Below are 20,234 nucleotides of genomic sequence, written 5' to 3'. Positions count from 1 at the left end.
GTGGATGTCATGCGATTTCAAGTACGGGCGCGCTGCGTCACCGCCACACACACGAGTACGGCCAGCGCCGCCCCCACCGTCACCCACCCGAACCGCTCCCCCAGCAGGACCCACGCCCACACCAGCGTGAGCAGCGGCTGGGTGAGCTGCGTCTGCCCGGCCCGCGCGATGCCACCCTGGGCCAGACCCGCATACCAGGGGATAAATCCAAGAAACATCGAGATAAGTCCGACATAGGCGAACCCGGCCACCGCCTCCACACTCCACACCACCGGCGTCGTCACCGCCAGCACCGCGGTGACCGGTAGCGTCACCGGCAGCGAGATCACCAGGGCGTAGGAGATCACCTGCCAGCCGGGCGTGGTCCGGGCGAGCCTGCCGCCCTCGGTGTAGCCGACGGCCGCCGACAGCAACGCCCCCACCAGCAGCAGGTCCGCCCAGGACGCGCCGCCGCCCTCCGCGCGGGTGAAGGTGAAGGCGGTGATCGCGACGGCTCCCGCCGTACACGCGAGCCAGAACAGCGGCCGGGGCCGCTCGCCCGCGCGCAGCACCGCGAACGCGGCGGTGGCCGCGGGCAGGAGCCCGATGACCACCCCGGCGTGCGCGGCGCCCGCGCCGAGCGACAGCGCCAGGCCGCTGAAGACGGGGAAGCCGAATACGACACCAAGGGAGATGAGCGCATAAGGACGCCACTGGGAACGCGGCGGCAGCAGCGGCGCCCCGGCGGCGCGCAGGCACACCAGGGCGATCAACGCGGCCAGCAAGGCGCGGCCGATCGCCACCAGCCAGGGATCGAACCCCCTCATCGCGAACACCGTCGCGGGGAACGAGCCGGAGAACGACAGGACGCCCAGGAAGGCCAGCAGGGTTCCGCGGCGGGCGCTGGGGACCGCTACTGCGGGGGCAACAATAGCGCTATTCTGTGCATTCATGGACAACGATAGCAGTATCGCCCAGATCGCCGCGATGCTGCGTGAAGAGGTCTCGCGGCTCCAGCCGGGCGACCGGCTGCCGTCCAGCCGGGAGATCATGCGCCGCCACGGGGTCAGCCCGGTCACGGTGTCGCGGGCGATCGGACGGCTCACCGCCGAGGGACGGGTCGTGACGCGGCCGGGCGCGGGCGCGTTCGTGGCACAGCGGCCCACGCCGCAACACCCCACGGAAGCCGACATGTCCTGGCAGACCGTGGCCCTGGGCGACCGCGTGGTCGACGACAGCGGGGTGGCCGCTTTGCTGGCCACCCCGCCCGACCACGTCATCCCGCTGACCGGCGGCTACCTGAACCCCGCCCTGCGCCCCTCCCACCAGCTCGCCGCCGCCATGGCCAGGGCGGCGCGCCGTCCCGACGCGTGGTCGGTGCCGCCGCTCACCGGGCTGGCCGAGCTGCGCCGGTGGTTCGCGACGCAGGCCGGAGGCGACGTGACCGGGGCCGACGCGCTCGTGGTCAGCGGCGGGCAGTCGGCGCTGTCGCTGGCGTTCAGGTCGCTGGCCGCGCCCGGCACGCCGGTCCTGGTCGAGACGCCGACCTACCCGGGCGCGCTGGCCGCGGCGAAGGCGGCGGGGCTGCGGGCGACGGCCGTACCCATGGACCGCGAGGGCGTGCGGCCGGATCTGCTGGCCGAGGCGTTCGCCGTCACCGGCGCGCGGGTCTTCTACTGCCAGCCCACGCTCCACAACCCGACCGGCGCCACGCTCTCGCGCGAGCGGCGCGAGCAGGTCATCGGCGTGGCGCGGGCGGGGGGCGCGTTCGTGGTCGAGGACGACGTGCTGCGCTACCTGGCCGACGCCGCGCCGCCGCCCATGGTCGCGCTCGATCCGGACGGCACCGTCGTCCACGTCAGCTCGCTCACCAAGATCCTCGCGCCCAGCCTGCGGGTGGCGGGGGTGGTCGCGCGCGGACCGGCCGCGCACCGGCTGCGGGCCGGGCAGCTCGTGGAGTCGTTCTTCGTGGCGCGGCCGCTCCAGGAGACGGCGCTGGAGTTCGTGGGCTCGCCCGCGTGGGAGCGCCACCTGCGCACGGTGCGCGCCGAGATCGTCCGGCGCCGCGACGCGCTGCTGGCGGCCCTCGCCGCGCGTCTTCCCGCCGCCTCGCCGCACCTGGTGCCGCGCGGCGGCAAGCACGTGTGGGTACGGCTGCCGCCGCACGTGGACGAGCCCGCCCTGGTCGAGGCGGCCTACCGCAACGGCGTGCTGGTCAGCCCCGGCCGCATGTACTACCCGTCGGAACCACCCGGCCCGCGCATCAGGCTCACCTTCATGGCCGCCGCCCACGTGAGCGAGCTGGCCGAGGGCGTCAGGCGGCTGGCGGAGGCGCTGGAGTCCGTTTAGGCGAGCACCCGGTCGGCGTGTTCCAGGATGATCCGGGCGAGCTGGTCGGGTGCGCGGTGGTTGGCGGTGTGCCCCTGGCCGCGCATGACCACGCGGGTGGCGTCCGGCAGCACCTGTTCGAGCGCGTCCATCCGCTCGCCGAGGTGAGCCGGGCTCTGGTCGCCGCCGAGCAGCACCACCGGGGCCTGGATGCCCGCGTACTCGTCCAGCCGGTTGCCGAGGGCGTCCAGGGCGGCGAGGTCGTCGAGCTGCCGGGGCGCGAGCGCGCGCAGCCTGGGCACCAGGGCCACCCCGAGCGCCCCCAGCCACGCCTGCCAGGCCGGAATTTTGATCACCTCGGTGAAGAAGATCCGCATGGCCCGTGCCGTCCTGCCTCTGGCCAGCGCGGCCTGGGCGCGCCGGGTGGCGTCGCCGCCGAGGGTGGTCCCGGTGATCACGGGCGGTTCGTAGAGGACGGCTCCGGCGAACGGCGCGGCGCGCAGGGCCTCCAGCGCGACCACCCCACCCGAGGAGTGGCCGACGAGCAGGACCGGGCCGCCCATGCGCTCGGCGGCGGCGAGCGTCTCGGCGACCTCGTCCTCGATGGTCCTGGCGGGCCCGCGATCCGGCCGGTACTGGAGCCGGACCGGCGCCTCGACCCGATAGCGGGCGGCCAGCAGCTCCGCCGTCCCGCGCCACAGGGAGCCGTCGTCCAGACCCGCGTGCACCACCAGAATCCCCGACATGCCGACCGCCTCCTTAGCAACGCTAAGGGCAATTTAGCACTGCTAAGCTGAGGTGTGAACAAGAGGCTGACCCGGCAGCTCCTCGTCGAGACCGGGCTGCGCCTGCTGGACGAGGTCGGGCTCGACGGCCTGACCGTCCGCAGGCTCGCCGCCGAGCTGGGCGTCCAGTCCCCCGCGCTCTACTGGCACATCCGCACGAAACAGGAGCTCCTGGACGGCATGGCCGACGCCATCGTGCTGGCCGCCGGGATGGGCCCGCCGCGTGCGGACGAGTCGTGGCAGGACTGGCTGGCCCGCCGCGCCCGGGCGTACCGTGCCTCGCTGAGCGCGCACCGCGACGGCGCGCGCGTCGTCTCCGGGGCCGCGAGCCTCAGCGCCCGCGCGGTCGAGCTGTTCGAGTCGGAGCTGGACGGCATGGTCGCCAGGGGCTTCACGCCCGGCCTGGCCCTGCGCACGATCACCGCGGTGACCCACTACGTCAACGGCGTCGTCCTGCACGAGCAGGCCGGGCGCACGGGCCACTCCGACGTGCGGCCGGGCCCCACCCTGCTGGCGGCCGTGCGCGAGAGCGGCGGCCCGCTGGGCGACGACGGCTTCGAGCACGGCCTGCGCGCCCTCGTGGCGGGCACCGCTCAGGCGCTGGCGAACACCTCGTAGTGCGCGACCGTGCGCTCCCGGTCCACCAGGTACGCGTCGTCGTCGGGATAGAAGACGGCCCGCGACGGATCCTCCCCGGCGAACGCCTCGATCGCCTCCCACGACTCCCAGAAGGAGATCAGCAGGAACTCGGTACGGTCCCCGTCGTCACGCCGGGTGAAGCGCACCCCCTGGTTGCCCGGCGTCGCGGTGTATCCGGGAAACCCGGTGCGCAGCAGGTAGTCCTCGTAGGCGGAGGCGTCGGACGTACGGGTCCAGCCTCGCCAGATGCGGACGATCATCAAGACTCCTCTCCAGAGCAGACACCACTCAACACGCTACAGTGGTTTCATGCTGGAGCTCGTACGCGACTTCGTGAACACCTACGACGTGGAGAACGACGCCGACGAGCTGACCTCGCCCGCCGAGCTGGCCCTGTGGCTGCGCGAGCGCGGGCTGGCCGGTGACGGCGACCGCGCGGAGGACGACGACCTGGCCACCGCGATCGCCCTGCGGGAGGGCCTGCGGGCGGCGCTGCGCCGCGAGGGGCCCGCGGACCTGCCGGAGCTGCCGCTCCGGATCACGATCGCGAAGGGCCCCGTGCTGACCCCGGTACGGCAGGGCGTCCCCGGCGCCCTGGCCAAGATCGCGGCAGCCGTACTCGATCCGGGCTGGGAGCGCTTGAAGGTCTGCCTGGAGGGCACCTGCCAGTGGGCGTTCATCGACTCCTCGAAGAACCGTTCGCGATCCTGGTGCTCCATGAAGGTCTGCGGCAACCGCACCAAAACCCGTGCATATCGGGCAAGGAAGCATGGTTCGCGTCGTCCCCAAGGCTCAAACACCGATACGGTGTAACTCGTGCCTTGTGGCATGACGGCAGGCGAAGGAGCGGGCCGAAAATGGCAGACGTAGGCGTCCGGGCGGCCCGGCGCGAGGATGTGCTCCAGGTTGCGAACGTTCAGGTCCGCGCCTGGCGCTACGGCTATCGGGATTTCCTGCCCGAGGGGCCGCTTGAGCAGATGACCGGGGCGGCGGCCGAGAAGATGTGGCTGCGCCAGTGGGACGAGGCGATCGTCGCCCCGCCCACCTCCCGCCACCGGGTGCTCGTCGCGGTCGAGACCATCCTCGACACCGAGGGCTTCCCTGCGCTGGGCGTCGGCGGCAGCGCCGCGCTGGCCACGCCGCGCGGCGGCGAGCGCGTGGTGGGCCTGGCCTCCCACGCCCCCGCCGAAGACCCCGACCTCGACCCGACCGTGGTCGCCGAGATGCTGACGCTGCTGGTCGACCCCGACTTCGTCCGCCGCGGGCACGGCAGCCGCCTGCTCAACGCCACCGTCGACCACCTGCGCGAGGACGGCTACCGCCAGATCGTCACCTGGGCCTTCGCCGACAACCACGCCGTCCTGGGCTTCCTGGAGTCGGCGGGCTGGGGCGAGGACATGGCCGAACGGGTGCTCGACATGGGCCGCCCGATCCGCATGATCAGGCTCAGCACGGATATCAGCTAGAGGTAGACGCGACATGGCAACTCCGGGGCAGTGGATAGCAGGTGCGCGCCCGCGTACCCTTCCCAACGCCGTCGTCCCCGTCATGGTCGGCACCGGCGTGGCCTTCGGACTCGGCGACGTCGGCTGGTGGCAGGCGCTGGTCGCCCTGCTCGTCGCGCTGCTGCTGCAGATCGGCGTCAACTACGCCAACGACTACAGCGACGGCGTGCGCGGCACCGACGACCAGCGGGTCGGCCCGATGCGCCTGGTCGGCTCCAGGGCCGCCACCCCCCGCCAGGTCCTGGCCGCCGCCCTCGGCTGCTTCGCCGCCGCCGCGGTCGCCGGCCTGGTGCTGGTGATCGCCACCCGCGCGTGGTGGATCCTGCTGGTCGGCGCGGCGGCCATCGCCGCCGCCTGGTTCTACACCGGGGGCAGGCGCCCGTACGGCTACCGCGCGCTCGGCGAACTGTCCGTCTTCGTGTTCTTCGGCGTCGTCCCGGTCGTGGGCACCACGTTCGTCCAGGTGGAGTACCTGTCAGGGCTGGCCCTGGCCGCCTCGATCCCGGTCGGCCTGCTGTCGTGCTCGATGCTCGTGGTCAACAACCTGCGCGACGTGGTCACCGACGGGCCCGCGGGCAAGAAGACCCTGGCCGTCGTCCTGGGCGCCGAGCGCACCCGCGTGCTCTACGCGGGCTGCCTGGTGCTGCCGTTCGTGATCGTGCTGGCGCTCATCACGGTCTCGCCGTGGGTGGCGCTGGCGCTGCTGGCCGCGCCACTGGCGATCGCCCCCATCCGGACCGTCCTGGGCGGCGCGGTCGGGCCCGACCTGATCGCCGTCCTCCAGGCGACGGGCAAGCTGCAGATGGCGTTCGGGCTGCTGTTCTCGATCGGGCTGGCGCTGATCTAGCCGGTCGTCTGGGTGACGACCTCGGACGGCTCGCCGTACCTGAAGGCTCTGACCCGGTAGGCGGCCCGCTTCTCCTCGGGCAGCGTGACCAGCCCGACCGCGTTGACGTCGGGGTCCAGCACGGCGGCCACGCGGAAGCCCGGCGCGCCCCGCGCCCTGACCTCCAGCAGGTAGCCCTCCTCGTCCGCGGACCGGTCGGTCCAGGTGAAGTGGATGCCGTTGGCGTGCTTGACCGTGGCCCTGAGGTGCTCCGGCGCCGCCCCGGGAGCCGTGCCGGCGCCTGGAAGCGTACGCGGGTCGAGCCAGTCGTGCTCCAGGTCCTCCTCCAGCGGGCCGGGCGGGAGCGTGACCTCGACCGTGTTGGAGGCGGGGCCGTAGTAGGGGCGCAGGCGGTAGTAGAAGGTGGTGCGCGGAATCAGGTCGGGGTGGGTGTAGGTGGTCCTGCCCGGCGGCACGAAGTCGAGGATCGTGTACGGCCCCCGCGGCTCCGTCGCGAACTCGACCACGCGGCCCGCCGCCCCCTGATCGCCCGGCGGCCAGCTCAGGGTGACCTCACGCGGCGTGGTCAGCACGGCCGTCAGCGGCGCCGCGACCGGTGCCGCGACCGGCTGCGCGGACTCCGGCGCCGCGCAGCCGGTCAGGGCGAGGGCCAGGACGGCCAGCGTTCTCACTTGCGCCAGAACCGGATGTCCGACCACTCGACGGTGACCGGGCCCTGGCCGCTGTTGGTGCGGTAGGAGCCGAACTTGTCGTAGAAGTCGCCACCGGGGCTGGAGGTGGTGTGCTTCAACGAGCCGTTGATGTAGGTGCGGTGGGTGCTGCCGACCACGTGCACGGTGTTGACCCGCACGGTGGTGCCGAGCGTCGCGCCGGTGGCGATGGTGGTGCCGCCGTGCACGGCATACAGGCGTCCGCCCCTTTCCACGGCCATCATGAAGAACGGGCCGGTCGTCTTGAAGGTCTGCTTCAGGCTGATCCGGGTGCCACCCATGCTGGTGATCTTGAAGAAGCCCTGGAACTGCCGGGTGCCGCCGGTGTAGGTGGCGTAGCGGCGTTCCGCGCGCTGGTCACCGCTGCCGGTGGAACAGGTGAGGCGGAAGGTCAGGTCGCTGACGTCGCCACAGCCGCGTTCCTGGACGTTGAACGTCGGGCTGTATGCGGTCCACGGGCCCTGTTCGACCGGGCCGGGGCCGCTGTCCTGCTGGGTGGTCGCGGTGACCGGGGCGCTCCTGGGCGACTCGTTCCCCGCGGCGTCGCGGGCGGCGACCGTGAAGGTGTGGGTGCTGTTCGGCGCGAGGCCGGTGATGGCGGCGCCGGTGCCGGCGGGGGCGGCGACCTGGTTGGCGCCCTCGTAGACGCGGTAGCCGGTGACCCCGACGTTGTCGGTGGCCGCGTCCCAGGCGAGCGCGACCGAACTGCTGGTGATCGCGGTGACGCGCGGGTTGGCGGGGGTGGTGGGCGGCTGGGCGTCGGGCGGGCCGCTGACCAGGCGGTCCAGGTTGGGGCCCCCGTCGGCGCCGGTCGAGGTGAGGCGGACGGCGTTCTGCCCGGCCGCCAGGCTGACGGTGACCGTGGTCTCCATCCAGGTGGTCCAGGCGCCGGTGGGCGGGAAATCCTTGGACTGGGTGGCGCCGCCCGCGGTGACGGACATGGGGCGGACGCTGGTGGTGCCGTTGGCGTAGCGGATGGTCAGCGGGACCGGGCCCGCCTCCGCCGCGGTCACGGTGAACTCCACGTAGGAGCCGACGAGGTTGTCGAGATTGACGAAGCCGGTGCCGGTGTATCCGGCATGGTTGGATTCGACGGCGCCCTGGCTGATGGTGGCGTCCTCGGCCTGGTGGTCGGCCAGGGACGCGGTGGGGGCGGGGGCCGGAAGCAGGCTGAGTGACAGCCCCAGCGCGAGTAATCGGACCATAATTCATGGGATCACTGTTCACGGATGACCGTCAAGCGATTCCACATTTTCCGTCGAATCCGGATTTATCCACATATATGGATGAGCTGGTCATCGGATGTGTGGTCTGGATGATCTCTTTGTAGGCGCCGACAAGCGGGGTGGCGCAGGCTCGTATGTCCCGATAAACGCCCAGGTCAGCCGCCTTTGGTTCACTGAGGGGAACACCGACCTGGGAGGACGCGATGGAGCAACGCGGGATCGAGCTGGTCCCGGCCGGGGAGAGGTATGGCCGCCCGCGTGACCTGCTCTTCCTCTGGACCGGCACGACGATGGGCATCTTCACCCTCGTCTACGGCACCACCATCGTGGCCGCCTTCGGCCTCAGCTTCTGGCAGGCCGTGGCCGCCATCGTGATCGGCAACCTGCTGGCCTTCCCCCTCGTCGGCCTGACCAGCCTCCAGGGCCCGGCCACCGGCACCTCCACCATGGCCGTCTCCCGCGCCGCCTACGGGCCGAAGGGCGCGCGCCTGCTCAGCTTCTTCGGCTGGCTCAACATGGTCGGCTTCGAGGCCGGCGGCATGGTGCTCATCACCTTCGCCGCCCTGTCGCTGCTCGGCCAGGCCGGGGTGGCCACCGAGAGCCTCGGGCTCAAGGTCGCCGTCATCCTGGTCGCCGCACTCATCCAGCTCGTGCTCCCGCTCATCGGGCACGCCGCGGTGATGAAGGCGCAGAAGTACTTCACCTGGGTCTTCGTGGTGCTCTTCGGGCTCATGGCGATCCTCGTCGGGCCCAAGGTCGACGTGGCCGCGGGCGGCGGCGGCGCGGACTTCACCACGTTCACGATCGCCGTCGCGCTGATCATGTCGGCGGGCGGGCTGTCCTGGGGGCCGCTGGGCGGCGACTACTCCCGCTACCTCCCGGCCGACTCCTCGAAGAAGGCGGTCTTCGGGTACGCGTTCCTGGGCGGCTTCGTGCCGTACGTGCTGCTGATGACCCTCGGCGCGGCGGTGGCCACCGTGGTCAAGGACGCGGGTGACCCCATCTCCGGGCTGCCCGGGGCGCTGCCTTCCTGGTTCGTCGTGCCGTACCTGCTGCTGGCGATCGTCTCGCTGTTCGCGGTCAACACCACCGACCTGTACTCCTCGGGGTTGAACCTTCAGGCCGCCGGCATCAAGGTGAAACGGTGGGTGGCCGTCGTGGCCGACCTCATCCTGTGCGTGATCATCACGTACGTGGCGGTGACGTCGGAGAACTTCAACACGTTGCTCAACACCTTCCTCGGCCTGCTCATCATCTGGCTGGCCCCGTGGGCCGGCGTGTACGTCACCGACTGGCTGCGCCGCAAGGGCCGCTACGACGCCCGCGCGCTGTTCGACGAGAGCGCGCCGGGCCAGATCCGCTGGGCGGCGATCATCGCCCAGGTCGCGGGCATGGCCGCCGCGGCCCTCTGGATCAACTCCACCGCCTTCGTCGGCTGGATCTCCCAGGCCACGGGCGGCGCCGACTTCAGCATCTTCGCCGGGTTCCTGGTGGCCGGTGCGGTCTACGCCGCGCTGGACCGCCGGCCCGTTTCCGTTCCTGTCCTTGAGGGGGCTCGATGACACTGCTCGACGTGGCGTACGGCAGGCGGCCGGCTGACACGATCATCACCAACGGCACGCTGGTCAACGTCCTGACGGGCGAGGTCTACCCCGCGGAGATCGGGATCTTCCGGGACCGGATCGCCGCCGTCGGCCCCTCCCTCCAGCGGGGCCCGCAGACCCGGGTGATCGACGCGGCGGGCGGCTACCTGGTGCCCGGCCTGATCGACGGGCACCTGCACGTCGAGTGCTCCAAGCTGTCGGTCACCAGCTTCGCCGACCTGGTCGTGCCGCTGGGCACCACGAGCGTCGTGTCGGGCCTGGACCAGGTGCTCGTGGTTGAGGGCCTGCCAGGAGTCCGGAAATTTCTGGATGAGTCGAAAAAGACCGGGATGCGGATCTGGTGGGGCGCCCCCGCGAAAGCCCCGTACACCGTGCCCCAGAGCACCGTCGGCTTCACCTTCGGCCCCGACGAGCACCGCGAGGCCCACACCTGGCCCGAGTGCGTCGGCGTGTGGGAGACCGTCCAGGAGATGGTCGAGCACGGCGACCCGGCGGTGATGGAGGCCCTGGAGCTGGCGGAGAAGCACCGGCTGCCGGTCTTCGGCTGCGCCCCGATGTCGGACGCCCGCCGCATCGGCGGCCTGGCCGCCGCCGGGATCCGCCTCGATCACGAGTCCTACTCCCACGAGGAGATGCTGGAGAAGCTGCGCCAGGGCATCTACGCCATCGTGCGAGAGTCCTCGGTGGCCCACTTCCTCCAGGAGAACATCCAGGTGGTGAGCAAGGCCGGCGCCCGCAGGGTGGCCTTCTGCACCGACGACGTGCACGCCGCCGACGTCCTGGCCGGCGGGCACATGGACAAGCTGGTCCGCATGGCGGTGAAGGCGGGCGTGGACCCGGTCACCGCGATCCAGATGGCCACGGTCAACTGCGCGGAGATGTACCGCATCGACGACAAGGTCGGCAGCATCGCCCCCGGCCGCTTCGCCGACGTGCTCATCGTGGACTCGCTGGAGGACTTCCGGGTGCGCGAGGTCGTCTCCGCGGGCGAGCTCGTCGCCCGGGACGGCCGGATGATCACCCCGACCGCCCCGCCCGCCCGCGGCCAGGTCACGAGATTTCCCGTCAAGACGGTCACGGCCGACGACTTCGCCCTGCGCAGCGAGCAGGACGAGGTGGACGTCCTGGCCATCGGCTTCACCGAGCAGGTCTTCGTCCGCAAGCGCCGCGACGTCACGCTCCCCGTGGTCGGCGGCGTCGTCGAGCCCTCGGTGGAGAAGGACGCGCTCCTGGTCACCGTCGTGGAGCGCTATGGCAAGACCGGCAACATGCCCGTCGCCGTCGTCAGCGGCATGGGCATCCGCCGCGGCGCCATCGCCACCAGCGCCGCGCCCGACGACAACAACGTCATCTGCGTCGGCGCCTCCCGCGCCGACATGGCCCTGGCCGTCAACACCGTGGCCGAGATGGGCGGCGGCCAGGTGATCGTGGTCGACGGCGAGGTGCGCGAACGGCTGCCGCTGCCCATCGCCGGCATCGTCTCCGACCTGCCCGCCGCCGAGATGGCCGTGGCCGAGCAGCGCCTGGACGACCTGGCCCGCGAACTCGGCTGTACTCTGCCCTCGCCGCTCATGTACCTGTTCTTCCTGTCCATCACCGCGATCCCCGACTACGCCGTGACCGACCTCGGCCTGGTGGATTGCGTCAACCTCGAGGTCGTGGAGGTCCTTCAGTGACTGCGTTCATCGCCGGGCTGCCCAAGTGCGAGCTGCACCTGCACATCGAAGGAACGCTGGAGCCGGAGCTCAAGTTCGAGCTGGCCAGGCGCAACGGGATCGCGCTGCCGTACGCGGGAGTCGAGGAGATGCGCGCGGCCTACGACTTCGACGACCTGCCCTCCTTCCTCAAGATCTACTACGAGGGCATGGGCGTGCTGCGTACCGAGCCCGACTTCTACGACCTGGCCATGGCCTACTTCCGCAAGGCCGCCTCGCAGAACGTGCGCTACGCGGAGATCTTCTTCGACCCGCAGGCCCACACCTCGCGCGGCGTGCCGTTCGACGTGGTGATCAGGGGCCTGCGGCGGGCGGTCGTCGACGCCGAGAACCAGCTCGACCTGCGCGCCCAGCTCATCATGTGCTTCCTGCGCGACTTCCAGGCCGAGTACGCGATGGCGACGCTGCTGGAGTCGCTGCCCTACAAGGAGTGGATCGTCGGCGTCGGCCTGGACTCCGACGAGAAGGGCAACCCCCCGGCCAAGTTCGCCGCCGTGTACGAGCGCGCCCGCCAGGAGGGCTACCTGCTCACCATGCACTGCGACGTGGACCAGCAGAACTCCGTCGAGCACATCCGCCAGGCCATCCAGGACATCGGCGTCAACCGGATCGACCACGGCGTCAACATCCTGGAGGACCCGGCGCTGGTCGCGGAGGTGCTGGACAAGGGCATCGGCCTGACCTGCTGCCCGGTCTCCAACGGCTACGTCACCGACTCCATGAAGATCGAGGGCATCCGCAAGCTGCTCGACCTGGGCGTGCGGGTCACGATCAACTCCGACGACCCGGCCTACTTCGTCGGCTACGTGGCCGAGAACCTCGAGGTGCTCAACTTCCCCGACGAGGACCTCAGGCAGTTGCAGCGCAACGCCTTCGAGATCACCTGGCTGCCCCGCCACGTCAAGGACGCCTACATCGCCGAGGTGGACGCCTACACGCCGTAGCTAACGCATGCGCACGGCCAGCATGAAGTCCACCCGCTCGTCCCAGGAGTTCAGCGAGCGGCCGGTCAGCTCCTCGATGCGCTTGAGCCGGTAGCGCAGCGTGTTGACGTGGACGTGCAGGCGTTCCGAGGTCGAGGTCCAGTTGCCCGACTCCTCCAGGAACGCCTGCAACGTCTCCAGCAGGTCCGTCTGGTGCGCCGCGTCGTAGGCTTCCAGCGCGCCCAGCAGCCGCGTACGGAACGACCTGCGCAGATCCGCCGGAATCGCCGACAGCAGCGTGCGGTGGGAGCTGACGTCGTCCCCGGTGATCACGCTGATCCGCTCGCCGCTCAGCGCGGCCAGCGAGCGCGCGTGCCGCGCCTCCTCGATCAGCCCGTTCAGCGCCGCGGGCCCGGTCGTGACGCTGCTGACCCCGAGCGCGATCCGCCCCTCGCCGCCCAGCCCCGCCTCCAGCCGGCGCGCGCCGGCCATCACGTGCGCGGTCAGCTCCCGCGCGCTGTTGCCCGCCAGCGGCACCAGCGCGATCGCCTCACCCACCGCGTCCGGAGCACCCGCCCCGCCTGTACCGCCCGCCCTGCTTGGAACGCCCGCCGCGCTCGAAGCGCCCGCCCCGCCTGGGGCGCCCGCCGCGCCGGGCGCGGCGGTCACGACGCCTGGAGCCAGCGGCCGCAACAGCTCATCCAGTACGGCCACGCCCGCGTCCCCCGGCGCCGACAACGCCACGACGAGCAGCCCGTGCTCGGTCTCCACGTGCAGCGTGTGCAGGCGCGACACCACGCCGGGCAGCCCCGCCTCCCCCGACTCCAGCAGCTCCAGGAGCTGGTCGAACACGCGGCGCTCGATCCGCTGGGCCGCCTCCAGCCGGGAGCGCTCCAGCGCCACCAGCGCGGCCAGCTCCACGATGAGGTCCTCGTTCTCCCCCTGCGCCTGCTCCCCCGCATAGGCCAGGAACCAGTTGGCGATCCGGTGTGGGGCGCCCTTGCTGATCGGGAAGACCGACAGGCCGCCCACCATCCCCGGCAGGTGGCGCGCGGTCAGGAACGTGTGGGCCAGCCGCGCCCGCTGCTCCTCCTCCAAAGGCTGCGAGCCGACGATGACCCGGCCGGTCGGCGACATCACCCAGCACGGCACGTCGAGTTCGCCCGCCACCGCGGTGACGACCTTCGTCAGGCTGCCGCCGTCGACCAGCGTGCTGGCCAGGCGGCGGCGCGAGCCGTACCGCTGGCGGGGCGGGGAACCCAGCTCGGCGATCAGCGCGCGCAGGACGTGCTCGGTGACGTGGCTGAACGGCACCTCGACCGGGAGCGTGAGCAGCGGCAGCCCGGCCTCGGCGCAGGCGTCGACCAAGTCGAGCGGGACGCCCTTGAGCGCGGTGCCGGAGACCAGCGCCGCCACCTCACCCAGCGCCTTCACGAAGTCGCGCGCCGACTCGGCGCCGGTGTGCCAGGTCAGCTCGGTGAGCACCAGTTCCCCGGGCTTCACGAACCTGCCCGGTTCCGCGAGGTCCGTGGTGGACACGCCGCGTACCTGTCGGTCGAGCAGATCGTGGCCGGTCAGCACCTTCAGATGGAGATGACGGGCCTGCACCAGCTCCCTCAGCCGCATGGCCAGCCCTCCCTGCGCCAGGCGGCCTCCCAGTACATCCACTCGAAGCGGGCCGTCGTCAGGGCGCGGTCCAGCAGCCGCTCGCGGTCGTCGGCGCTCAGGACCAGGGCGTCGAGCAGGTCCAGCGCGCCCGCGACGGTCTCCTGGTAGGACTCGGCGCCGTAGGTCTCGATCCACCAGGCATAGAGCGGATCCGGCGACGAACGCTGGAGCAGGGCCTCGCCCACCCGTGCGTAGATCCAGTAGCAGGGCACGATCGCGCCCAGCGCCTCGGGGAACGTGCCCAGCGAGCAGGTCCTGACCAGGTAGGAGGCGTAGCCGACCGTGGTGGGGGCGGCGGGCAGCTTGCGCGCGTCCGCCTCGTCGAGGCCGAAGGCGGCCAGCAGCTCCACCACGAGGCTGTGCTCGACCTCGACCGTCATCGCCGCGTCCCGCGCGAAGCTCTGCACCGAGGCCGGCTCCGGCGAACGCGCCGCGCAGGCCGCCTGCGCGCGGGCGTAGTCGGGCAGGAAGTGCGCCTCCTGGACCACGTAGTGGCGGAACGCCTCGCGCGGCAACGACCCGTCCGTCAGCCCGGCGAGGAACGGATGGGCGAGGATCTGGTCATAGACCCCGCCGACGACCTGCCACACATCATCTCGCAAGCGGCTCACCCGCCCAGGCTATCGGCCCAGGTCGGCGCGCATCACCACGCGGGGCGCGAGCTCGATGCCCAGGTCCCGCTCGTGCTCGACGACCTTGCGCACCTCCGGCCCCCACTCCCGCTCGGGGACCACCGCGAAGCCGTGCCGTTCGTACCATGGCGCGTTCCACGGCACGTCGCGGAAGGTCGTCAGCGTGACCGCCGGCGCGCCCGCCGCCCGCGCGTGGTCCAGCACCGCCCGCACCAGCCGCCCGCCGATCCCCTGCCGCATGTGGTCGGGATGGACCGCGAGCTGGTCGAGATGCACGTTCCCGTCGACCCAGCCGAACATCGCGAACCCCGCGGCGGGCTCACCCTCCACCAGCACGCTGCCGACGTCGGCGACCTCCTCGACCATCGTCGTGCCCGGCGGGAACGCGATCCCCACCTCCAGGAACAGCCCGTCGGCCGCCTGCTCCACCTCGATCAGCCGGGGCAGCTCCCCGGATTCGGCCCATCGCACCATGCCGACACGGTCTCATGTTCCACGACGTCGTGTCGCATGCGTTTAATGTGATGATCGTGTACTCGGCTTGTGCGGAGCCGGGAACCCCCTCCACGCGGCGTGCCCGCCGTCAGGCGGACACGCCGCGCCTCCCGCACTCAGCCGCCGCGCCGGGCCCTCAGCCGCGCCGCTTCCGGGCCTCAGCCGCGCCGCTTCCGGGCCTCGGCCGTGCCCGCTCCGGGGCTCAGCCTGGTCTCCCCAAGGTTCAGAGGTCGAGCAGGGGTTCCAGGCCGATGGTGAGGCCGGGTAGTTCGCGGACGCGGCGTACGCCCAGCAGGACGCCCGGGGTGAAGGCCGCGCGGTTCATCGTGTCATGGCGGATCGTGAGGATCTCGCCGTCGCCGCCCAGAAGGACCTCCTGGTGGGCGATCAGGCCGGCCAGCCGTACCGCGTGGACGTGGACGCCGCCCACGTCGGCGCCGCGCGCGCCGGCGAGCGCGGTGCTGGTCGCGTCGGGCATGCCGGGCATGCCGGCCTTCGCCCGCGCCTCTGACACCAGCTCAGCGGTACGGCGCGCGGTGCCGGACGGCGCGTCCGCCTTGTTCGGGTGGTGCAGCTCGACGATCTCGACGGACTCGAAGTAGCGGGCGGCCTGCTGGGCGAAGTGCATCATCAGCACGGCCGCGATGCCGAAGTTCGGGGCGATCAGGCAGTTGGTGCCGGGAAAGCGCTCCAGCCAGCCCCTGAGCGTGGCCAACCGGCCCTCGTCGAACCCGGTCGTGCCGACGACCGGATGCACGCCGTGGGAGATGCACCATTCGAGGTTGTCCATGACGACGTCGGGGTGGGTGAAGTCCACCACCACCTCGGCGCCGGTCAGGCCCTCGATGTCATCGCCCTGATCCACGGCGGCGACGAGCTCCATGTCATTGGCCGCCTCAACGGCCTTGCACACCTCGACGCCCACCCGTCCGCGCGCGCCCAACACCCCTACTCTGATCACGTCTCCTACCCTATCCATCCGTTACGGCAAGCCGGGTTGCCACCACCCGCCGTCGCGGGTTTCCGCCGATCGTGGGGATCGCTTCTCAGGTCGGACGTGGTCCCCACCGCAACGGCCCCCCTTGACCGGCCACCGTGCCGTGGCCGGCCGCCTGCCCAGGCGCCGGACACCACCGCACCACGCCCCGCCGTCTCGGCGCCCTGCCGTCCCGGCCCACCCTCACCCCACCGCCCCGCCTTCTACTCCCGCCAGACCCTCGCAGTCCCTTCCCGTCGCCCGACGCTCCACGGCCCTTTCGTGCTGCTCGTGCCGGGGTTGCCTGCCGACCGCTGGTTGGCGGGCCGGGGTCGCATGCGAAAGCCCCGCGCCGCCGGTTGGCGGGGCGGGGCTTTCGCGAAAGGGTCAGGCTATGGCGCGGCCGAAGTCCTTGTCCCCGTAGGGCCCGATGACCGCGAGGGTCAGGGGGCGCTTCAGGACGTCGCCGGCCACCGAGGAGATCTCCTCCGGGGTGACCGCGTCGATGCGTGCCAGCACCTCGTCCACCGACATGAGCTCGTCATAGACCAGCTCGTTCTTGCCGATCCTGGACATGCGCGAGCCCGTGTCCTCCAGGCCGAGGACCAAGCCGCCGCGCATCTGGCCCTTGCCCCGGACGATCTCCTCGGGCGTCAGGCCCTCGTCGATCACCCTGGCCACCTCGTCGCGGCAGATCTGGAGCACGTCGTCGATCTTCGAGGGCAGGCAGCCCACGTAGATCCCGAACTGGCCGGTGTCCGCGTACGCCGAGGTGTAGGAGTACGCCGAGTAGGCCAGCCCGCGCTTCTCCCGGATCTCCTGGAACAGGCGGGAGGACATGCCGCCGCCCAGCGCCGCGTTCAGGACGCCCAGCGCGAAGCGGCGGTCGTCGGTGCGGGACATTCCGGTCGTGCCGAGGACCAGGTTGGCCTGCTCGGTCGGCCGGTCGATCACCCGCACCTCGGAGCGCGTGGCGGCGCCGGGGCCGCTGGTGCGCGGCGGTGCGCACTCCAGGGAGCCGCCCAGCGCGCCCGCGCGCTCGTAGGCACGGGCCACGAGTTCGACCACTTGCTCGTGGCGGATGTTGCCCGCGACGGAGACGACGGTGCGCATCGGGCGGTAGTAGCGCTGGTAGTACTCGAGGATGCGCTCCCGGCCCAGGGCGTTGATCGAGTCGACCGTGCCCAGGATCGGGCGGCCGATGGGCGAGTCGCCGTACAGCGCGGCGGAGAACTGCTCGTGCACCACGTCCGACGGGTCGTCGTCGTGCATGGCGATCTCTTCGAGGATGACCCCGCGCTCGGACTCCACGTCGTCGGCGGTGATCAGCGAGCTGGTCACCACGTCGGCGAGCACGTCGACCGCGAGCGGCAGGTCCTCGTCGAGCACCCGCGCGTAGTAGCACGTGTACTCCTTGGCGGTGAAGGCGTTGATCTCCCCGCCGATGCCCTCGATGGACGCCGAGATCTCCATGGCGTCCCGCGTGGGCGTGCCCTTGAACAGCAGGTGTTCGAGGAAGTGGGTAGCCCCGGTGTGCTCGGGGGCCTCGTCACGCGAGCCGATGCCGACCCACATGCCGACCGCGACGGAACGCACGGTCGGCATGGTCTCGGTCACCACGCGCAGCCCACCGGGGAGGACGGTGCGCTGGACAACCCCGGCACCGTCCTTACCGGGATGCAGCGTGGTCGTCGTCACGAGTTTCTGTCGTCCTCACCGCTGCGCGGGGTGCGGGTCCTGGTGCGGGTACGGCGGGGCTTGTCCTCCCGGGGCCGCTCGTCGGCCGAGTCGCCGGCCGGCTCGGCGGCGGGGGCCGCGTCACCGGAGCCGCCGTCGGCCTTCTCCGCGGCCTCCTTCTCGATGACCTCGACCGGGACCAGGGACAGCTTGCCCCGGCCGTCGATCTCGGCGATCTCGACCTGGATCTTCTCGCCGACGCTCATGACGTCCTCGACGTTCTCGATGCGCTTGCCCCCGTGGAGCTTGCGGATCTGCGAGACGTGCAGGAGTCCGTCCTTGCCCGGCATGAGCGAGATGAACGCGCCGAAGGCGGCGATCTTGACGACCGTGCCCAGGTAACGCTCGCCCACCTCGGGCATGTGCGGGTTGGCGATGGCGTTGATCGCGGAGCGGGCGGCCTCGGCGGCCGGGCCGTCGGTGGCGCCGATGTAGATCGTGCCGTCGTCCTCGATGGTGATCTCGGCGCCCGTGTCGTCCTGGATCTGGTTGATCATCTTGCCCTTCGGGCCGATGACCTCGCCGATCTTGTCGACAGGGACCTTGATGGTGATGATGCGCGGCGCGGTCGGGTTCATCTCCGCCGGAGAGTCGATCGCCTCCTGCATCACGTCGAGGATCGCCAGCCGCGCGCCCTTGGCCTGCTTGAGCGCGGCGGCCAGCACGGAGGCGGGGATGCCGTCGAGCTTGGTGTCGAGCTGCAGGGCGGTGATGACGTCCTTGGTGCCGGCGACCTTGAAGTCCATGTCGCCCATGGCGTCCTCAGCGCCGAGGATGTCGGTCAGGGTGACGTAGGTGTCGCCCTCGCCGATGAGGCCCATCGCGATGCCGGCGACCATCTCCTTGAGCGGCACACCGGCGTCGAGCAGCGCCATCGTGCTGGCGCAGACCGAGCCCATCGAGGTGGAGCCGTTGGAGCCGAGCGCCTCGGAGACCTGGCGGATCGCGTAGGGGAACTCCTCGCGGGTCGGCAGGACCGGGATGAGCGCCCGCTCGGCGAGCGCGCCGTGGCCGATCTCGCGGCGCTTGGGCGAGCCCACGCGGCCGGTCTCGCCCGTGGAGTAGGGCGGGAAGTTGTAGTTGTGCATGTAGCGCTTGGTCCGCTCGGGGTTGAGCGTGTCGATGACCTGCTCCATGCGCAGCATGTTCAGCGTGGTGACGCCCAGGATCTGGGTCTCGCCGCGCTCGAACAGCGCCGAGCCGTGCACCCGCGGGATCACGTGGACCTCGGCCGACAGGGCGCGGATGTCCTTGGTGCCACGGCCGTCGATGCGGATGCCGTCCTTGACGACGCGCTCGCGCATGAGCTTCTTCATGACCGAGCGGTACGCGGCCGACAGCTCCTTCTCGCGGCCCTCGAACGCCTCCGCCAGCTTCTCGACCATGATGCCCTTGACCCGGTCGAGCTCGAGCTCGCGCTCCTGCTTGCCGGCGATGGTGAGCGCGGAGGCCAGCTCGCTCTTGATCGCGCCCTCGACGGCGGTGTAGGCGTCCTCCTGGTACTCGGGGAAGACGGGGTACTCCGCGGTCTCCTTGGCGGCGACCTTGGCGATCTTGTTCTGCGCCTCGCAGAGGACCTTGATGAACGGCTTGGAGGCGTCCAGGCCCTGGGCGATGGTCTCCTCGTTGGGCGCGACGGCGCCCTCGGCGACCAGCTTCAGCGTGTCCTTGGTGGACTCGGCCTCGACCATCATGATCGCGACGTCGCCGTCGTCGAGCACGCGGCCGGCGACGACCATGTCGAAGGTGGCCCGCTCCAGCTCGTGGTGCGTCGGGAAGCCGACCCACTGGCCGTCGATCAGCGCGACGCGCACGCCGCCGATCGGGCCCGAGAAGGGCAGCCCGGCGAGCTGGGTGGACAGGGAGGCGGCGTTGATGGCGACCACGTCGTACAGGTGCTCGGGGTTGAGCGCCATGACGGTGGCGACGACCTGGATCTCGTTGCGCAGGCCCTTGACGAACGACGGGCGCAGCGGCCGGTCGATCAGGCGGCAGGTGAGGATGGCGTCCTCGGACGGACGGCCCTCACGGCGGAAGAACGAGCCGGGGATGCGGCCCGCGGCGTACATCCGCTCCTCGACGTCGACGGTGAGCGGGAAGAAGTCGAAGTTCTCCTTCGGCGACTTCGACGCGGTGGTCGCGGACAGGACCATCGTGTCGTTGTCGAGATAGGCGACGGCGGAACCCGCCGCCTGGCGCGCGAGGCGGCCGGACTCGAACCGGATCGTGCGCGTGCCGAATGCGCCGTTGTCTATGACGGCTTCAGCGGTGTGGACACCCTCCACGGGGGACCTCCTTGGTCGGTCGGTCTCCCGCGCCCTCTTTCTCACCGGCACCCTCGTTAGGTGCAGCGCCGGTCTTCGATCGAAGCGCCCGGTTCTTGACCGGAAGCCACTACCGAGGACCGGCCCGCAGGCGTCGCGGGTCGCATGGTGCTTGACGGACGCGGGGGCTCTCAGTGTCTC

At 71.3% G+C, this 20,234-nt stretch carries 19 protein-coding genes; 8 read left to right on the top strand and 11 right to left on the bottom strand.

Going from position 1 to position 20,234, the window contains the following annotated elements; all coding sequences use genetic code 11:
• Window positions 1-17: 17 nt before the first annotated feature.
• Window positions 18-932 (bottom strand): DMT family transporter, encoded by a 915-nt coding sequence (locus ACIBEJ_RS21460; RefSeq protein ID WP_397184529.1) that lies wholly within the window; start codon window positions 930-932, stop codon window positions 18-20.
• On the opposite strand from ACIBEJ_RS21460, the gene ACIBEJ_RS21455 reads away from it, so the two are divergent.
• Window positions 931-2,328 (top strand): PLP-dependent aminotransferase family protein, encoded by a 1,398-nt coding sequence (locus tag ACIBEJ_RS21455; protein WP_397184528.1) that lies wholly within the window; start codon window positions 931-933, stop codon window positions 2,326-2,328. The genes ACIBEJ_RS21460 and ACIBEJ_RS21455 overlap by 2 nt on opposite strands.
• Here the strand turns inward: ACIBEJ_RS21455 and ACIBEJ_RS21450 are convergent.
• Entirely contained in the window at window positions 2,325-3,053 is a 729-nt protein-coding gene (locus tag ACIBEJ_RS21450; protein WP_397184527.1) for an alpha/beta fold hydrolase, read from the bottom strand. The two genes, ACIBEJ_RS21455 and ACIBEJ_RS21450, sit on opposite strands and share 4 nt — an antisense overlap.
• A 54-nt stretch (window positions 3,054-3,107) precedes the next feature.
• On the opposite strand from ACIBEJ_RS21450, the gene ACIBEJ_RS21445 reads away from it, so the two are divergent.
• Window positions 3,108-3,710 (top strand): TetR/AcrR family transcriptional regulator C-terminal domain-containing protein, encoded by a 603-nt coding sequence (locus ACIBEJ_RS21445; protein WP_397184526.1) that lies wholly within the window; start codon window positions 3,108-3,110, stop codon window positions 3,708-3,710.
• Here the strand turns inward: ACIBEJ_RS21445 and ACIBEJ_RS21440 are convergent.
• Window positions 3,686-3,991, bottom strand: coding sequence for an antibiotic biosynthesis monooxygenase family protein (locus ACIBEJ_RS21440; protein ID WP_397184525.1), 306 nt, complete (start codon window positions 3,989-3,991; stop codon window positions 3,686-3,688). The two genes, ACIBEJ_RS21445 and ACIBEJ_RS21440, sit on opposite strands and share 25 nt — an antisense overlap.
• Window positions 3,992-4,040: 49 nt before the next feature.
• Here ACIBEJ_RS21440 and ACIBEJ_RS21435 point away from each other — a divergent pair, with 49 nt between their 5' ends.
• From ACIBEJ_RS21435 to ACIBEJ_RS21425, 3 genes are read left to right on the top strand one after another with little or no spacing between them, the layout of a single operon-like run.
• Entirely contained in the window at window positions 4,041-4,544 is a 504-nt protein-coding gene (locus ACIBEJ_RS21435; protein WP_397184524.1) for a CGNR zinc finger domain-containing protein, read from the top strand.
• A 44-nt stretch (window positions 4,545-4,588) separates the two neighbouring features.
• The gene (locus ACIBEJ_RS21430; RefSeq protein ID WP_397184523.1) at window positions 4,589-5,197 is read left to right on the top strand and encodes a GNAT family N-acetyltransferase; all 609 of its coding nucleotides are present in this window, start codon (window positions 4,589-4,591) and stop codon (window positions 5,195-5,197) included.
• Between the two features lie 13 nt (window positions 5,198-5,210).
• Window positions 5,211-6,083 carry a 1,4-dihydroxy-2-naphthoate polyprenyltransferase gene (locus ACIBEJ_RS21425; RefSeq protein ID WP_397184522.1) on the top strand — a complete coding sequence of 291 codons (873 nt, stop codon included), beginning with the start codon at window positions 5,211-5,213 and terminating at the stop codon, window positions 6,081-6,083.
• Here ACIBEJ_RS21425 and ACIBEJ_RS21420 read toward each other — a convergent pair.
• Together ACIBEJ_RS21420 and ACIBEJ_RS21415 are read right to left on the bottom strand one after the other, a co-directional pair.
• Window positions 6,080-6,754: a fibronectin type III domain-containing protein gene (locus ACIBEJ_RS21420; protein ID WP_397184521.1), complete on the bottom strand. Its 675-nt coding sequence runs from the start codon at window positions 6,752-6,754 to the stop codon at window positions 6,080-6,082. The genes ACIBEJ_RS21425 and ACIBEJ_RS21420 overlap by 4 nt on opposite strands.
• Window positions 6,751-7,998: a fibronectin type III domain-containing protein gene (locus ACIBEJ_RS21415; RefSeq protein WP_397184520.1), complete on the bottom strand. Its 1,248-nt coding sequence runs from the start codon at window positions 7,996-7,998 to the stop codon at window positions 6,751-6,753. Before ACIBEJ_RS21415 ends, ACIBEJ_RS21420 begins: the two co-directional genes overlap by 4 nt.
• Before the next feature lie 224 nt (window positions 7,999-8,222).
• Here ACIBEJ_RS21415 and ACIBEJ_RS21410 point away from each other — a divergent pair, with 224 nt between their 5' ends.
• From ACIBEJ_RS21410 to add, 3 genes are read left to right on the top strand one after another with little or no spacing between them, the layout of a single operon-like run.
• Complete coding sequence (locus ACIBEJ_RS21410) at window positions 8,223-9,581, top strand: purine-cytosine permease family protein (RefSeq protein ID WP_397184519.1); 1,359 nt, start codon at window positions 8,223-8,225, stop codon at window positions 9,579-9,581.
• Window positions 9,578-11,299 carry an adenine deaminase gene (locus tag ACIBEJ_RS21405; protein ID WP_397184518.1) on the top strand — a complete coding sequence of 574 codons (1,722 nt, stop codon included), beginning with the start codon at window positions 9,578-9,580 and terminating at the stop codon, window positions 11,297-11,299. Before ACIBEJ_RS21410 ends, ACIBEJ_RS21405 begins: the two co-directional genes overlap by 4 nt.
• Window positions 11,296-12,282, top strand: coding sequence for an adenosine deaminase (add, locus tag ACIBEJ_RS21400; RefSeq protein WP_397184517.1), 987 nt, complete (start codon window positions 11,296-11,298; stop codon window positions 12,280-12,282). The genes ACIBEJ_RS21405 and add overlap by 4 nt, the downstream gene beginning before the upstream one ends.
• Here the strand turns inward: add and ACIBEJ_RS21395 are convergent, their stop codons facing one another.
• The 6 genes from ACIBEJ_RS21395 to ACIBEJ_RS21370 all read right to left on the bottom strand — a co-directional run bounded on the left by ACIBEJ_RS21395 (window position 12,283) and on the right by ACIBEJ_RS21370 (window position 20,054).
• Complete coding sequence (locus ACIBEJ_RS21395) at window positions 12,283-13,887, bottom strand: PucR family transcriptional regulator (protein ID WP_397184516.1); 1,605 nt, start codon at window positions 13,885-13,887, stop codon at window positions 12,283-12,285.
• Complete coding sequence (locus ACIBEJ_RS21390) at window positions 13,878-14,540, bottom strand: TenA family protein (RefSeq protein WP_397184515.1); 663 nt, start codon at window positions 14,538-14,540, stop codon at window positions 13,878-13,880. The genes ACIBEJ_RS21395 and ACIBEJ_RS21390 overlap by 10 nt, the downstream gene beginning before the upstream one ends.
• Before the next feature lie 9 nt (window positions 14,541-14,549).
• Window positions 14,550-15,035, bottom strand: a complete 486-nt coding sequence (locus ACIBEJ_RS21385; protein WP_397184514.1) for a GNAT family N-acetyltransferase — start codon at window positions 15,033-15,035, stop codon at window positions 14,550-14,552.
• A 244-nt stretch (window positions 15,036-15,279) separates the two neighbouring features.
• Complete coding sequence (dapB, locus tag ACIBEJ_RS21380; RefSeq protein WP_397184513.1) at window positions 15,280-16,017, bottom strand: 4-hydroxy-tetrahydrodipicolinate reductase; 738 nt, start codon at window positions 16,015-16,017, stop codon at window positions 15,280-15,282.
• 402 nt (window positions 16,018-16,419) lie between these two features.
• The gene (locus ACIBEJ_RS21375) at window positions 16,420-17,730 is read right to left on the bottom strand and encodes a M16 family metallopeptidase (protein WP_397184512.1); all 1,311 of its coding nucleotides are present in this window, start codon (window positions 17,728-17,730) and stop codon (window positions 16,420-16,422) included.
• Window positions 17,727-20,054 carry a polyribonucleotide nucleotidyltransferase gene (locus tag ACIBEJ_RS21370; protein WP_397184511.1) on the bottom strand — a complete coding sequence of 776 codons (2,328 nt, stop codon included), beginning with the start codon at window positions 20,052-20,054 and terminating at the stop codon, window positions 17,727-17,729. Before ACIBEJ_RS21370 ends, ACIBEJ_RS21375 begins: the two co-directional genes overlap by 4 nt.
• Window positions 20,055-20,234 lie beyond the last annotated feature (180 nt).

Source organism: Nonomuraea sp. NPDC050790, assembly GCF_044456745.1.
Lineage (GTDB): Bacteria > Actinomycetota > Actinomycetes > Streptosporangiales > Streptosporangiaceae > Nonomuraea.
The sequence above is the reverse complement of the archived record's forward strand: the minus strand, read 5'-3'. Positions and strand labels throughout refer to the sequence as shown.

Coding starts and splice junctions, on each gene's coding strand:
- ACIBEJ_RS21455 (WP_397184528.1), top strand. CDS start 931: ATGGACAACGATAGCAGTATCGCCCAGATCGCCGCGATGCTGCGTGAA.
- ACIBEJ_RS21460 (WP_397184529.1), bottom strand. CDS start 932: ATGAATGCACAGAATAGCGCTATTGTTGCCCCCGCAGTAGCGGTCCCC.
- ACIBEJ_RS21450 (WP_397184527.1), bottom strand. CDS start 3,053: ATGTCGGGGATTCTGGTGGTGCACGCGGGTCTGGACGACGGCTCCCTG.
- ACIBEJ_RS21440 (WP_397184525.1), bottom strand. CDS start 3,991: ATGATCGTCCGCATCTGGCGAGGCTGGACCCGTACGTCCGACGCCTCC.
- ACIBEJ_RS21435 (WP_397184524.1), top strand. CDS start 4,041: ATGCTGGAGCTCGTACGCGACTTCGTGAACACCTACGACGTGGAGAAC.
- ACIBEJ_RS21430 (WP_397184523.1), top strand. CDS start 4,589: ATGGCAGACGTAGGCGTCCGGGCGGCCCGGCGCGAGGATGTGCTCCAG.
- ACIBEJ_RS21425 (WP_397184522.1), top strand. CDS start 5,211: ATGGCAACTCCGGGGCAGTGGATAGCAGGTGCGCGCCCGCGTACCCTT.
- ACIBEJ_RS21415 (WP_397184520.1), bottom strand. CDS start 7,998: ATGGTCCGATTACTCGCGCTGGGGCTGTCACTCAGCCTGCTTCCGGCC.
- ACIBEJ_RS21410 (WP_397184519.1), top strand. CDS start 8,223: ATGGAGCAACGCGGGATCGAGCTGGTCCCGGCCGGGGAGAGGTATGGC.
- ACIBEJ_RS21405 (WP_397184518.1), top strand. CDS start 9,578: ATGACACTGCTCGACGTGGCGTACGGCAGGCGGCCGGCTGACACGATC.
- ACIBEJ_RS21395 (WP_397184516.1), bottom strand. CDS start 13,887: ATGCGGCTGAGGGAGCTGGTGCAGGCCCGTCATCTCCATCTGAAGGTG.
- ACIBEJ_RS21385 (WP_397184514.1), bottom strand. CDS start 15,035: ATGGTGCGATGGGCCGAATCCGGGGAGCTGCCCCGGCTGATCGAGGTG.